This window comes from Nocardioides sp. NPDC051685, from assembly GCF_044453405.1.
In the GTDB taxonomy this organism is placed as follows: domain Bacteria; phylum Actinomycetota; class Actinomycetes; order Propionibacteriales; family Nocardioidaceae; genus Nocardioides.
Genome location: NZ_JBITCR010000007.1, coordinates 59,307 through 72,259, shown reverse-complemented (window position 1 = coordinate 72,259; position 12,953 = coordinate 59,307). Strand labels below are relative to the sequence as shown.

The 12,953-nt window shown below is 69.9% G+C and carries 15 protein-coding genes; 10 read left to right on the top strand and 5 right to left on the bottom strand.

Going from position 1 to position 12,953, the window contains the following annotated elements; translation table 11 throughout:
• Positions 1 to 2: 2 nt before the first annotated feature.
• Both ACIA03_RS20280 and ACIA03_RS20275 read right to left on the bottom strand, forming a co-directional pair.
• Positions 3 to 1,430, bottom strand: coding sequence for a YncE family protein (locus ACIA03_RS20280; protein WP_396985794.1), 1,428 nt, complete (start codon positions 1,428 to 1,430; stop codon positions 3 to 5).
• A gap of 89 nt (positions 1,431 to 1,519) precedes the next feature.
• The gene (locus ACIA03_RS20275) at positions 1,520 to 2,143 is read right to left on the bottom strand and encodes a TIGR03085 family metal-binding protein (protein WP_396985792.1); all 624 of its coding nucleotides are present in this window, start codon (positions 2,141 to 2,143) and stop codon (positions 1,520 to 1,522) included.
• An 88-nt stretch (positions 2,144 to 2,231) separates the two neighbouring features.
• Here ACIA03_RS20275 and ACIA03_RS20270 point away from each other — a divergent pair, with 88 nt between their 5' ends.
• Positions 2,232 to 4,016: an ABC transporter ATP-binding protein gene (locus ACIA03_RS20270; RefSeq protein ID WP_396985790.1), complete on the top strand. Its 1,785-nt coding sequence runs from the start codon at positions 2,232 to 2,234 to the stop codon at positions 4,014 to 4,016.
• On the top strand, positions 4,013 to 5,830 hold the full coding sequence (locus tag ACIA03_RS20265; protein WP_396985787.1) for an ABC transporter ATP-binding protein: 1,818 nt from the start codon (positions 4,013 to 4,015) through the stop codon (positions 5,828 to 5,830). Before ACIA03_RS20270 ends, ACIA03_RS20265 begins: the two co-directional genes overlap by 4 nt.
• On the opposite strand, the gene ACIA03_RS20260 is transcribed toward ACIA03_RS20265, so the two are convergent.
• Both ACIA03_RS20260 and ACIA03_RS20255 read right to left on the bottom strand, forming a co-directional pair.
• On the bottom strand, positions 5,831 to 6,247 hold the full coding sequence (locus ACIA03_RS20260) for a DUF2752 domain-containing protein (protein ID WP_396985785.1): 417 nt from the start codon (positions 6,245 to 6,247) through the stop codon (positions 5,831 to 5,833).
• A complete protein-coding gene (locus ACIA03_RS20255) occupies positions 6,244 to 6,501 on the bottom strand; it encodes a CD225/dispanin family protein (protein WP_396985783.1) in 258 nt (85 codons plus the stop codon). The genes ACIA03_RS20260 and ACIA03_RS20255 overlap by 4 nt, the downstream gene beginning before the upstream one ends.
• Positions 6,502 to 6,675: 174 nt before the next feature.
• On the opposite strand from ACIA03_RS20255, the gene hisI reads away from it, so the two are divergent.
• From hisI to ACIA03_RS20240, 3 genes are all read left to right on the top strand, one after another.
• Positions 6,676 to 7,047 carry a phosphoribosyl-AMP cyclohydrolase gene (gene hisI / locus ACIA03_RS20250; RefSeq protein WP_396985781.1) on the top strand — a complete coding sequence of 124 codons (372 nt, stop codon included), beginning with the start codon at positions 6,676 to 6,678 and terminating at the stop codon, positions 7,045 to 7,047.
• Positions 7,044 to 7,592 (top strand): Trp biosynthesis-associated membrane protein, encoded by a 549-nt coding sequence (locus ACIA03_RS20245; protein ID WP_396985779.1) that lies wholly within the window; start codon positions 7,044 to 7,046, stop codon positions 7,590 to 7,592. The genes hisI and ACIA03_RS20245 overlap by 4 nt, the downstream gene beginning before the upstream one ends.
• 74 nt (positions 7,593 to 7,666) lie before the next feature.
• Positions 7,667 to 7,867 (top strand): HGxxPAAW family protein, encoded by a 201-nt coding sequence (locus ACIA03_RS20240; RefSeq protein WP_396985777.1) that lies wholly within the window; start codon positions 7,667 to 7,669, stop codon positions 7,865 to 7,867.
• 63 nt (positions 7,868 to 7,930) lie between these two features.
• Here the strand turns inward: ACIA03_RS20240 and ACIA03_RS20235 are convergent, their stop codons facing one another.
• The gene (locus ACIA03_RS20235; RefSeq protein ID WP_396985775.1) at positions 7,931 to 8,257 is read right to left on the bottom strand and encodes a DUF4190 domain-containing protein; all 327 of its coding nucleotides are present in this window, start codon (positions 8,255 to 8,257) and stop codon (positions 7,931 to 7,933) included.
• Positions 8,258 to 8,404: 147 nt separating this feature from the next.
• On the opposite strand from ACIA03_RS20235, the gene trpC reads away from it, so the two are divergent.
• From trpC to lgt, 5 genes are read left to right on the top strand one after another with little or no spacing between them, the layout of a single operon-like run.
• Entirely contained in the window at positions 8,405 to 9,187 is a 783-nt protein-coding gene (gene trpC, locus ACIA03_RS20230; protein WP_396985773.1) for an indole-3-glycerol phosphate synthase TrpC, read from the top strand.
• Between the two features lie 8 nt (positions 9,188 to 9,195).
• A complete protein-coding gene (gene trpB / locus ACIA03_RS20225) occupies positions 9,196 to 10,440 on the top strand; it encodes a tryptophan synthase subunit beta (protein ID WP_396985771.1) in 1,245 nt (414 codons plus the stop codon).
• Complete coding sequence (trpA, locus tag ACIA03_RS20220; protein ID WP_396985769.1) at positions 10,437 to 11,234, top strand: tryptophan synthase subunit alpha; 798 nt, start codon at positions 10,437 to 10,439, stop codon at positions 11,232 to 11,234. The genes trpB and trpA overlap by 4 nt, the downstream gene beginning before the upstream one ends.
• Complete coding sequence (locus ACIA03_RS20215) at positions 11,231 to 11,839, top strand: SCO family protein (protein ID WP_396985767.1); 609 nt, start codon at positions 11,231 to 11,233, stop codon at positions 11,837 to 11,839. Before trpA ends, ACIA03_RS20215 begins: the two co-directional genes overlap by 4 nt.
• A 37-nt stretch (positions 11,840 to 11,876) precedes the next feature.
• Positions 11,877 to 12,806 (top strand): prolipoprotein diacylglyceryl transferase, encoded by a 930-nt coding sequence (lgt, locus tag ACIA03_RS20210; RefSeq protein WP_396985765.1) that lies wholly within the window; start codon positions 11,877 to 11,879, stop codon positions 12,804 to 12,806.
• The last annotated feature ends 147 nt before the right edge of the window (positions 12,807 to 12,953 follow it).

The window sequence follows — 12,953 nt, the reverse complement described above, 5'->3', positions numbered from 1 at the left end:
GCCTAGCTCAGCAGCGAGTTCGGGATCTGCCCCTGGCGTACGCGCTGGGGGTGGTTGCCGACGTCGAGGTAGGCGAGCTCCTTGCCGGTGCGGAAGTCGATCACCGCGACTGCGTCGGCGTCCGACAGCGACGCCCAGCAGGTGTTTCCGAGGCCCTCGGTGGTCCAGTAGGGCTTGCCGTAGTAGTGCCCGGTCGTCTCCTCGTCGAGGGTCGTGAAGTCACCCGTCGCGCGGTCGACCATCGCGACGTAGTCGTCCATCGTGCCGGCCGCACACAGCGTCTTCCCCTTGGCGTCGATCGAGAGGCCGTGGTGGGCGGAGTCGTTGACGTAGAGCTCGCGCGGCAGCTGGGTGCGCTTGGGGAGCGGGATGACGCGCGTGACGGCGCCGGTGCGGGGCTCCTCGATGGAGCCGGTGGAGTAGCCGACCTTGCCGTCGATGTCGGCCGCCTGGGTGTCGAACTCGACGAGGCCGTGCAGGAAGGACATCTGGAAGTAGATGAACCGCTCACCGGGCGCGACCGCCATGGGACGTACGGCTGAGGAGATCGAGGGGTAACCGGCCTCCTCGAGCTCCTTGCCCATCTCCCAGCGCTGGGAGACCTCGAAGCTGGACTCGTCGACGATCTCGAACCAGCGGTCGCCCTTGATCGCGTCGTGGACCGGGCCGATCTTGATGGGCGGCAGCAGGTCGGTGCCGGGGATGGTGCCGAGGCCGAGCTGGTCGAGGTTGATCAGCGGCAGCGAGTCGAGCGAGAGCTCCTTCTGGTCGCCGGGGAGGTAGACGCGGCCGATGGAGGCGTGGAAGATCCGCGAGCCGTCCTCGGAGTAGTTGTTCTCGTGGGGCGTCTCGCCCGACTCGAACGTACGCAGCCGCTCGCCGGTCCGCGGGTCGCCGGCGCCACCCATCCAGTACTCGTGCACCGAGCGCGAGGTCGAGTCGGAGACCAGCAGCTTGGTGCCGTCGGGGGAGAGGCCCATGTGGTCGGTGCGGTGGCCGTCCATCTGCTGCTCGACCACGATGGGGTCCGGTGAGCCGGCGAGCGCCTTCTCGATATCGATCCAGACCACGTCGGCGAGGCTGGGACGCGAGACCGCCAGCAACCTGCCGTCCCGGGTGGTGAACATGTCGTCCACGAGCTGGTCGTTGCCCTCACCGGGGCCGTAGCGGACCAGGTAGTAGTAGGCCAGCCGCTCGGGATCCTGGTGGATCTCGGCGATCTCCTCGTCCTTGTCCGGAACCAGGTCGATGCCCTTACGCAGCACCTCGAGGCTGCGCGCGTCGACGATCGAGGCCGTGCCGTCCCAGTTGTTGCCCACGACCATCACGTCCCGCAGCTCCGGCGTCGCGCTCGCGCTCATCGCCGGCGCCGCTGCGGTGAGCGAGAAGACGAAGAGCATGGCGACGGTGACTGCTGCCGCACGACGCATCGCGGGACCTCCTGGGGGATTCGGTTATCTGAGACACAACGTCTCCAGACCGAGGGAGGTTACGGGCAGTCGTTCCGCTGAGTGGGACCTCAGAACCCGAGGCTGGCATTCTCCAGCTGCGTGATCCGCTCCGCCGGCCCGTCGAAGGACAAACCCCGCACCTGGTGACGCCCGAAGCAGAAGAGCAGGAGCTCACCGACCGGCCCGGTGACGGTGACGGGCTCCTCGCCCGCGCGCAGGGTGGCGGTGTCGGTGCCGTTGCTGACGACCACCGGGGTCTCGGCGGACCGGACCAGGCCCTTGCCGAGCAGCTTCAGGGTGCGCCAGAGGTCACGCTCGGCAGCGGCGGGGAGCGTACGCGGCTCCCAGCCAGGCTGGGCGCGACGGAGGTCCTCGTGGTGGACGAAGAACTCCACGGTGTTGACCACGTTCTCGATCGGTGCGAGCGCGAACGGGGTGCCCTTCGGGTCGCGGAGGCGGGCGGCGAGAGCCTCGAGCGGCTGGGTCGTGTACGCAGCCTCCGCCTTCCTCAGCACAGGCGCGAGCGGCGGCAGGAACATCCCCGGCGCAGCCCAGGGGCGACGCTCGCGGACCAGCAGATGCACCAGCAGATCCTTGACCCGCCACCCTTCGCAGAGCGTCGGGGCCGCTGGCCCGAGAGAGACGGCGGTGTCACACAGGGCGATGCGCTCGGCGCGCGCGAAGGAAGCCACGGCCCGCAGCCTATCGAGCCAGCCCGACCAGCAGGGGCACCAAAAAAATTCGTCGCAGGCACGGTGCTGACCTAGGCTTTATCTCGAGATGAGCGACGATGAACCAATAACCCAGCGGGCCACCACGACCGACGGGTTCCGGGTTCTCGGAGTCGCCATCCGGCGCGAGTGGGGGGTCTTCACGCTCTCGACCCTCGGATCCGCGCTCTTCGGGGCACTGACCGTCGCCGATGCCTGGGTGCTGGGCTGGTCCACCGACCACGTCCTGGTCCCGGCGCTGCGCGACGGCGAGATCGGCGCCGGCTGGCTGTGGGCCGTGGTCGGGCTCTTCGTCGGTGTCGCGATCCTGCGCGCGGTCGGGGTGGTGGCGCGACGGCTGGGCGCGGGGGTGATGCAGTTCCGGATGCAGGCGCATTCGCGCCGCGCGGTCACCCGCCAGTATCTGGCTCTTCCGCTCGCCTGGCACCACCGGCACCCGACCGGTCAGCTGCTCTCCAACGCCAACTCCGACGTCGAGGCGTCCTGGGCGCCGATCGCGCCGCTGCCGATGGCCGTCGGGACGCTCGCGATGATGGTGATCGCGGTCGGGCAGATGTTCTGGACCGACGTCGTCCTGGCCTCGGTCGCGATCCTCGTCTTCCCCGCGGTCGTCGTCGCCAACCTGGTCTACCAGCGCTTCTCCTCGCCCCTGATGACCCGCGCCCAGCAGCTGCGCGCCGAGCTCTCCGGGATCGCGCACGAGTCCTTCGACGGCGCCCTCGTCGTCAAGACCCTGGGCCGCGAGGCCGAGGAGACCACCCGCTTCCAGGACAAGGCGCAGGAGCTGCGCGACGTCAACATCCGTGCCGGCCGCCTCCGCGCGGCCTTCGACCCGATCCTGGCCGCCCTGCCCAACGTCGGGGTCCTCGCCGTGCTGGCCGCCGGCGTGGGACGCGTCTCCAGCGGTGCCGCAGCGCCCGGTGACGTCGTCCAGATCGGCTTCCTGCTCACCATCGTGGCCTTCCCGATCCGCTCCTTCGGGTGGCTGCTGGGCGAGTTCCCGCGCAGCGTCGTCGGCTACCGGCGGGTGCAGCGGGTGCTGGAGGCCACCGGCCGGCTGGCCTACGGGACGGCGAGGACCAGCCGCGAGCCGACCGGCGCGCGCGTGCGGGTCGACGGCGTCTCCTACGCCTACGCCGACGGCCCCACGCTCCTCGACGGTGTCGACTTCGAGGTCGAGCCGGGGCGTACGGTCGCGATCGTCGGCGAGACCGCCTCGGGCAAGAGCACCCTGACCATGCTGCTGGCCCGGCTGGTCGATCCGGACGACGGCCGGATCACCCTCGACGACACCGACCTGCGCGACCTGGGCGCGGGGGAGTGGGCCCGGGTGGCGGCGCTGGTGCCGCAGACCGCCTTCGTCTTCGACGACTCCGTGCGCGGCAACGTCACCCTCGGCACCGACCTCACCGACGACGAGGTCTGGTCCGCGCTCAAGGCTGCCCAGGCCGACGGCTTCGTCACCGCGCTGCCGAACGGCCTCGACACCACCCTCGGCGAGCGCGGCGCGAGCCTCTCCGGCGGGCAACGGCAACGCCTGGCCCTGGCAAGAGCGCTCGTACGCCGCCCACGACTCCTGATCCTCGACGACGCCACCTCGGCGGTCGACCCCGAGGTCGAGCAGCGCATCCTCGCCGCCCTGAGGAGCGGAGCCGGCGACACCAGCCTGGTGGTGGTCGCCTACCGCAAGGCCACGATCGCGCTCGCCGACGAGGTCGTCCACCTCGAGGACGGCCGCATCCGCGACCGCGGCACCCACACCGAGCTGCTCGCCCGCGACGAGTCCTACGCCCGCCTGGTGAACGCCTACGAGACCCCGGAGACCGCGGCATGACCGCCACCCTCGAGCCCGAGACCCGGGTCGGCAGCGGCGAGGACCTCGGCGCCTTCGAGACCATCCGCCGGGGCATCAAGCACTCCCCGGAGCTGGTCGAGGGCATCCGCGGCACCTTCGCGCTGGCCGTGCTCGCCAGCGTCGGCCAGGTCGTCGTGCCCGTCGTCGTCCAGCAGACCCTCGACAACGGGCTGAGCGGCCCGGGCGGCCCCGACCTCGGCTACGTCGTGCGGGCCGGCCTCATCGCAGTCGTCGCCATCGCCGTCACGGGCGTGGCCTCGTTCCTGATGACCAGCCGGCTCTTCACCGCCGCCGAGCGGGGCCTGGCCACGCTGCGTACGAAGGCCTTCCGGCACGTCCACGACCTGCCGATGCTCACCCAGTCGACCGAACACCGTGGGGCGCTGGTCTCGCGGGTCACCAGCGACGTCGACCAGGTCAGCCAGTTCATCGTCTTCGGCGGGCTGCTGTTCATCGTCAGCATCGGGCAGATGCTGATCGCGACCGTCGTGATGGTGGTCTACTCCTGGCAGCTGGCGATCCTGGTCTGGCTCTGCTTCGGCCCGCTCTTCCTGAGCCTGCGGTTCTTCCAGCGCAAGCTCTCCGCGGCCTACACGCTCTCCCGCCGCCAGGTCGCCAAGATGCTCTCCGCGGTCTCCGAGCCGGTCGTCGGGGCGGCCGTGGTCAAGGCGTACGCCGTGGAGGACCGCACCCAGGAGCGCATCGACCGCGAGATCGACGCCACCAGCGCCGCCCAGACCAGGGCGCAGGCCTACACCTCGATCTTCTTCAGCCTCGGTGGCCTCTCCGGCGGCCTCGCCAACGCCGGTGTGATCGTCGGCGGCGTCCTGCTGGCGCTGGCCTACCGGGGCAGTGGCGGTGCGCTGAGCGTCGGCGAGATCCTGGCGTTCGCGTTCCTGGTGACGCTGTTCGTGGGCCCGGTTCAGATGGGTACGCAGATCCTGACCGACGCGCAGAACGCGATCGCCTCCTGGCGGCGCACGATCGGGATCCTGGACACGCCCGCCGACCTGGTGGACCCGGGCCCCGCCGGGACCGTCCTGCCCCGTGGCCCGCTCTCGATCGAGTTCGACGCGGTCACCTTCGCCTACCCCGGTGGCCGCCCGGTCCTGCATGACATCTCCTTCGAGATCGCGCCCGGCAGCCGGGTCGCCGTGGTCGGTGAGACCGGCTCGGGGAAGTCGACGATCGCCAAGCTGCTCACCCGGGTGATGGACGTGACCTCGGGGAAGGTGAGCCTCGACGGCGTCGAGGTACGCGAGATCGGCAACGCCTCGCTGCGCACCAGCGTCGTGCTCGTCCCGCAGGAGGGCTTCCTCTTCGACTCCACCCTCGCCGAGAACGTCCGTTACGGCCGCCTGGACGCGACCGACGAGGAGATCGTGGAGGCCGCGGGGGTGCTCGGCCTGGGTGACTGGCTCGCCGGCCTCCCCGATGGCGTGCGCACCAGCGTCGGGCAGCGCGGCGAGTCGCTCTCGGCCGGTGAGCGGCAGCTCGTGGCGCTGCTGCGGGCCCAGCTCGCCGATCCCGACCTGCTGGTCCTCGACGAGGCCACCTCGGCCGTCGACCCGCGTCTGGAGATGCGGATCAACCGCGCCCTGGAGCGGCTGATGAGCGGACGCACCTCGGTCACCATCGCTCACCGTCTCTCCACCGCCGAGGCGGCTGACGAGGTGATCGTGGTCGACGCCGGGCGCCTGGCCCAGCGCGGCCCCCACAGCGACCTGGTGGCGCAGGCCGGGTCGACGTACGCCCGGCTGCATGCCTCCTGGGTCGCCCAGCAGGGCAGCTGATCAGGCCGCCAGCACTGTGAACGGCCCCCAGGGCAGGTTGCGGACGACCGTGAAGACGAGAGTCAGCGCCAGCCAGGTGTAGAGCGCGGCGCGGGAGCGCGCCCAAGCGGGCGCGGGGCGACCGCCGACGCGGTCGCGGAGCCAGAAGAACCAGAGCAGTGCGAGCAGCGGGACCCCGAGCAGGAACATCAGCGCGTTGTGGCCGATAGCGCCGCCGACGTCACCGGAGAGCAGCGACATCGTCCCGCGCGTCATCCCGCAACCGGGGCAGTCGATGCCGGTGAGCGCGTGGATCGGGCACGGCGGAACGTAGGCGACCAGCCCGGGAGAGGTCGCGAAGACGGCCGCGAGGCCCGCCCCGCCGGCCACGACGGCCAGTGGGACGAGCCCCGCACGCGCGTGGGCGCGAGTGGTCACATGCTCCCCGACTGGGCAGCCATGCCGAGGCCGAGGACGACCGAGGCGATGACGTAGAGGACGATCACGACGACGCCGGTGATGGCGCCGATGAGGCCCCACTTCTTGGCGCCCGCGGCGTCACCCTGGACGGCCTTGACGATCGAGACGATGCCGAAGGGCAGGCAGCAGAAGATGGTGACCAGGATGCCGATCACGAGGGCGCTGGTGTCGGTCTGCTTCGCCGGTGCCGGCTGCGGGGTGGGGTTAACCATGGTGCGGTGTTCTCCAGTTTGAATAGTCGACCTTGTGGGTCGGCTCGAGGGCCGTAACCGAGTCCGGCCCGAATGACCGGGAGAGTCTGGCAGGCCCCGGCCTTTCCAGGCGCCGGATTATCGCCGCGACATGCCGGTTGTGTCCGTACTGTTGCCCAGCGGGATACTGGAGCCGTGACTACTGGACCCACGAGCGAGGGCCTGGACCCCGCCATCGCCGATCGCCTCAAGCGCAACCCCGACGGGCTGGTGCCCGCGGTGGCGCAGCAGCATGACACCGGCGAGGTGCTGATGCTCGGCTACATGGACGACGAGGCCCTGGCGCGCACGCTCGCCACGGGCCGGGCGACCTACTGGTCCCGCAGCCGGCAGGAGTACTGGGTCAAGGGGGAGACCTCCGGCCACCACCAGCACGTCAAGGAGGTGCGTCTCGACTGCGACGGCGACACGATCCTGCTCAAGGTCGACCAGGAGGGTCCCGCCTGTCACACCGGTGACCACACCTGTTTCGACGCCGGCCTGATCTCGTACAGCGCAATTTCATGAGGCGATTCGGTCCCACCGTCATCGCCGGCCTGGCCGGCGCTGCCCTGGCTGCCTGGGCGGGTTCCAACGAGTGGGTCAAGGTGACCGCGCCGGCCCAGATGCCGGCCGACCTCAACGACTCCCCGGCCACCACCGGCCTGGCCCTGGTCGCCCTCGCGGCCTGGGGCGTCGTGCTGGTCACCCGAGGTCTCGTACGCCGCCTGGTGGCCGCTCTCGCCGGCCTGGCCGGGATCGGCGTGATCATCAGCTTCTTCGGCCATGCCGGGATCGACGCGCTCGGCCGGGCGATCGACTCCAAGGTCGTCTGGGGTGAGACGGAGCACACCACCACGCCTTGGCCCTACCTCGCGCTCCTCGGCGCGGTCCTGACCGTGGCGGCAGCGGTCGTGGCCGTACGCCAGGCGCCGTCGTGGCCCGAGATGGGGCGCAAGTACGACGCCCCGGCCGACGCGAAGCCGGAGCGGAAGCCGTTGGAGGAGCAGTCCACGATCGACGTCTGGAAGTCGTTGGACGAGGGTCGGGACCCGACGGCGGGGGATCAATGAATACACTGCAGCCAAGCCCATCTGGATCGCTTCGGGCTTCGCAACAGCTTAGAGAACTCGTAGAGGAGTCACGCATGTCCGCCAGCCACGGCAACACCCCGGCAGCCTGGATCGCAGTCGCGGTCGGCCTCCTCGGCTTCCTGATCGGCAGCGTCGCCATGATGCTCGACCCGATCAGCTGGTTCGTCTTCTGGATCGGCGTAGCCGTCACCGTCGCCGGTGGTCTGCTCTTCGTCGTGCTGTCCAAGCTCGGCTTCAACGTCGAGTCACACTGAGCCTGTGAGACAGCGAGGCCCCCGGCGGATCCGCCGGGGGCCTCGCTGATTGCTGAGCCGGACTCAGTAGGTGCTGGTGCTGCCGCTGACGCTCAGGGCGCCGGTGGCGTACAGGATGATTGCCAGCACGGTCCAGACGATCGAGATGATCCCGAGGATGAAACCAGCGGTCGCCATCCCGCGGCCCGAGATCGCACCGCCGGATGCGTCGATCTCGCCCTGTGCCTGCTTGCCGAGGATCAGCGCGGGGATCCCGGTGAAGATGCCGCAGCAGACGAGACCGAGGATGCCGAGGATCATGGCCCACAGCGCCTTCTTGCTGTTGCCCGCAGGCTGTCCGGGCGCCGGCGCACCGTACGGGGGCGGTGGCGGCGGAGTTCCGTAGCTCATGTGTCTGACCTCCAAAGTCAGGCGAGTTGGGTTGAGATGGGAGAAACTTAACGTTTCCCGCCCGCACTGTGGCGCCAAATCGGGCGTGTCACGGTTCGGGTGAGAGGCTTTGCACGTGGGTCATACCCGGAAACGAGAGGTTTAAACATGTCGGTGCTCGAAAAGATCATCGACGGCGTACGTCTGGACCTGGCGCAGCGCCAGGCGACGGTGTCCGAGGCGGACCTGCGGGCCCGGCTGGCCGACGTCGACGCGCCTCGCGACCCGATGCCGCACTTCCGTGCGCCGGGCAGCAGCGTGATCGCCGAGGTGAAGCGGAAGAGCCCCTCCAAGGGCGCCCTGGCCGACATCCCCGACCCGGCCGAGCTGGCCGCGAAGTACGCCGCCGGCGGCGCCGCCGCGATCTCGGTGCTCACCGAGGAACGCCGCTTCGGTGGGTCGCTCGCCGACCTGGTCGCGGTCCGCGCGGCCGTCGACACGCCGATCCTGCGCAAGGACTTCATCGTCGAGCCCTACCAGCTGCTCGAGGCCCGCGCGGCCGGCGCCGACCTGGCGCTGCTGATCGTGGCCGCGCTGGACGACGACACCCTGCGCCGTCTCTACGACCAGGCGCGTGAGCTGGGGCTGACCGTGCTGGTCGAGACCCACGACGAGGCCGAGGTCGCCCGGGCCGTCGACCTCGGCGCCGAGCTGATCGGCGTCAACGCCCGCAACCTGAAGACCCTCGAGATCGACCAGGACGTCTTCGGACGGCTCGCCCCGCTCATCCCCGAGGACCGGGTGAAGGTCGCCGAGTCCGGCATCTTCACCGCCACCGACGTCAAGCGCCACGTCACCGAGGGGGCCCGCGCGGTCCTGGTCGGCGAGGCGCTGGTCAAGCATGGCGACCCGCAAGGCACGGTCGCCGAGTTCACCGGAATCCAAGGCTAGGACCAGCCATGACAACTCACATCCACGAAACGACGAGCTACGACGCCGACGAGTTCGGCTGGTTCGGTGGCGAGGCGGAGGGCTTCGGCGGCCGCTTCATGCCCGAGGCGCTGATGAAGGCCCTCATCGAGCTCGACGACGCCTGGCAGAAGGCGAAGGCCGACCCGGAGTTCGTGGCCGAGTTCGACGCGATCCTGCGTGACTACGCCAACCTGCCGAGCCCGCTCTACCACGCCACGAGGCTCTCCGAGCAGCTCGGCGTACGGGTCCTCCTCAAGCGCGAGGACCTCAACCACACCGGCGCTCACAAGATCCGCAACGTGCTCGGCCAGGCGCTGCTCACCAAGCGGATGGGCAAGACCCGCGTCATCGCCGAGACCGGCGCCGGCCAGCACGGCGTGGCCTCCGCGACCGCGGCCGCCTACTTCGGCCTCGACTGCACCGTCTACATGGGCAAGGTCGACACCGACCGCCAGGCGCTCAACGTGGCCCGGATGCGACTGCTCGGCGCCGAGGTCGTCCCGGTGCCCTCCGGCAGCGGCACCCTCAAGGACGCGATCAACGAGGCGCTGCGCGACTGGGTCGCCAGCGTCGACCACACCGCCTACCTGTTCGGCACCGCCGCCGGGCCCCACCCGTTCCCGACACTTGTGCGCGACATCGTGCGCGGCATCGGCGACGAGGCCCGGGCGCAGTCGATCGAGCAGTTCGGCGGTCTCCCGAACGCCGTCGTCGCCGCGGTCGGCGGCGGCTCCAACGCCATCGGTCTCTTCACCGCGTTCCTCGACGACGAGGACGTCGAGATCCACGGTTTCGAGGCCGGGGGAGACGGGTTCGAGACCGGCCGCCACGCGGCCACCATCCAGGCCAACGACCCCGGCGTGCTCCACGGCGCCCGCACCTACGTGCTCCAGGACGAGGACGGCCAGACCATCGAGTCCCACTCGATCTCCGCCGGCCTCGACTACCCCGGGGTCGGCCCGCAGCACGCCTGGCTGGCCAAGTCCGGCCGGGCGAGCTACACGAGCATCACCGACAAGGAGGCGATGGACGCCTTCGCGCTGCTCTCGCGCTCCGAGGGCATCATCCCGGCGATCGAGTCGGCCCACGCGATCGCCGGCGCCATCAAGATCGCACCCGAGATCAAGGAGCGCCACGGCGAGGGCGCCACGATCCTGATCAACCTGTCCGGTCGCGGCGACAAGGACATGGGCACGGCCATCGAGTATTTCAACCTGGGAGACGAGAAGTGAGTACGTCGGTAGCGTTCGAGAAGGCGAAGGCCGAGGGCCGCGCCGCCCTGGTCGGCTACCTGCCGGCGGGCTTCCCGACGGTCGACGGCTCGATCGAGGCGCTGACCACGATGGTCGAGGCCGGCTGCGACATCATCGAGATCGGCCTGCCCTACTCCGACCCGGTCATGGACGGCCCCACGATCCAGGACGCCGTGCAGCAGGCGCTCGACGGCGGCGTACGTGTCGACGACGTGTTCCGCGTCGTCGAGGCCGTGGCGTCGACCGGGGTGCCGACGCTGGTGATGACCAGCTGGAACCCGATCGAGCGTCGTGGCGTGGACCGCTTCGCCCAGCAGCTGCAGGATGCCGGTGGTGCGGGTCTGATCACGCCCGACATCACCCCCGACTTCGCCCAGGAGTGGATCGAGGCCGCGGACGCCCGCGACCTCGACAAGGTCTTCCTGGTCGCGCCGAGCAGCACCGACGAGCGGATCGCGATGACCACGGCCCAGTGCCGCGGCTTCGTCTACGCCACCGCGGTCATGGGGGTCACCGGCGCCCGCGCCAAGACCTCCGAGCTGGCCGCGCCGCTGGTCGCCCGTACGCGCCGGACCACCGACCTGCCCGTCGGCGTCGGCCTCGGGGTCAGCAACGGTGCCCAGGCCGCCGAGATGGCGGCGTACGCCGACGGCGTCATCGTCGGCTCCGCCTTCGTGCGTACGCTGCTGGACAACCGCTCCGACGAGCAGGCGGCGCTCAAGGCACTGGCGAGCCTGACCGAGGACCTGGCCGCGGGAGTCCGCGCGCGTTGAGGTTCCTCGCTCTTCCCGTCCTGCTCGTTCTCGTCGGAGTGCTCACCGGCTGCGGTGCTGCCGGCACCGGCCAGGCGCCGGCCTCGGCGATGACCGGGCAGCAGCACACCCCCTATCAGCTCTCCGACACCGCCCTGACCGACACGGAGGGCCGGCCGTTCTCGCTGGCCGAGGACGCCGACAAGCCGCTGACGCTGGTCTTCTACGGCTACACCAGCTGCCCCGACGAGTGCCCGCTGGTGATGTCGAGCCTGACCGCTGCGCTGACCCGTCTCGACACCGCCGACCGGGACAAGGTCGAGGTCGTGTTCATCACCACCGACCCGGCGCGCGACTCCCAGAAGGTCCTGCGCAAGTACCTCGACCGCTACGGCAAGGACTTCATCGGTCTCACCGGCGACCTGAAGGACATCGTCACCCTGGCCGAGTCGATGCGGCTCTACATAGGGGAGGCCGACCGGCTACCCAGCGGGGGCTACGATCTCGGGGTCCACGACACCCACGTCTCCGCCGTCTCCCAGGGACAGGCCAGCGTGGTGTGGTCGATGAACACCTCGCCGAAGCAGTTCGCCGACGACATCCACCACATCCTCAGTCAGAGCTAGCCCGAGTTAGTAGGAAGAGCGCCGCATGATGCTCCCGATGTCCATCCCCAGCCCGGCCGAAGGCGTGCTCTGGCTCGGACCGATCCCGCTGCGCGGCTACGCCTTCGCGATCATCCTCGGCATCATCGTCGCCGTCTGGGTCTCGGAGCGACGCTGGCAGGCCCGCGGTGGCCGGGCCGGTGACATCCAGGACATCGCGCTGTGGGCGGTGCCGTTCGGTCTGGTCGGTGGCCGGCTCTACCACGTCATGACCGACTGGCAGCTCTACTTCGGCGACGGCGGCAGCCCGATCGAGGCGCTCTACATCTGGCGCGGCGGGCTCGGCGTGTGGGGCGCGATCGCGCTCGGTGCCGTCGGCGCGATCATCGGCGCGAGGTCCAAGGGCATCAAGATCGTCCCGCTGCTGGACACCATCGCCCCGACCTGCCTGCTGGCGATGGGCATCGGCCGCTGGGGCAACTGGTTCAACCAGGAGCTCTACGGCAGGCCCACCGACCTGCCCTGGGGCCTCGAGATCGACCCGTCGCGCTACCCCGACGGCCCCAGCCAGTTCCCGGTCGGCACCACGTTCCACCCGACCTTCCTCTACGAGTTCTGCTGGGACATCCTCGCCTTCTTCGCGATCGTCTACCTGCAGAAGAAGCTGCGCCTGGGCGGCGGCCGCGTGGTCGCGCTGTACGTGATGGCCTACTGCCTCGGCCGTGGCCTGATCGAGACCCTGCGCATCGACAACGTGCAGCTGGCCAACGTGCTCGGCCTGCGCTGGAGCGAGTGGATGTCGATCATCCTGTTCGTGCTCGCGGCCGCGTGGTGGGCATATGCCACGTTCACTGGCCGGGGTAAGGTCGAGGAGGAGGTCTACAGCGATCCTGCCAAGGCCCCGGCGAACGACACTGACACGAACGACCCTGACAGCGACGTGGCTGACAACGGGACCGACGACGAGGAATCCTCGACCAAGGCCTGATCAGACGCAGATATTCGGCGCAATGTAGCGCCACGCGGGAGGGTGTCCAGCGATGGGCCCTCGATCGGAACACATCCGTGACACAGTGGTAACCTTTCCACACTCGCGCGGGCCAACGCTGTCCCCTGCAGATTGCCAGTTTCATCC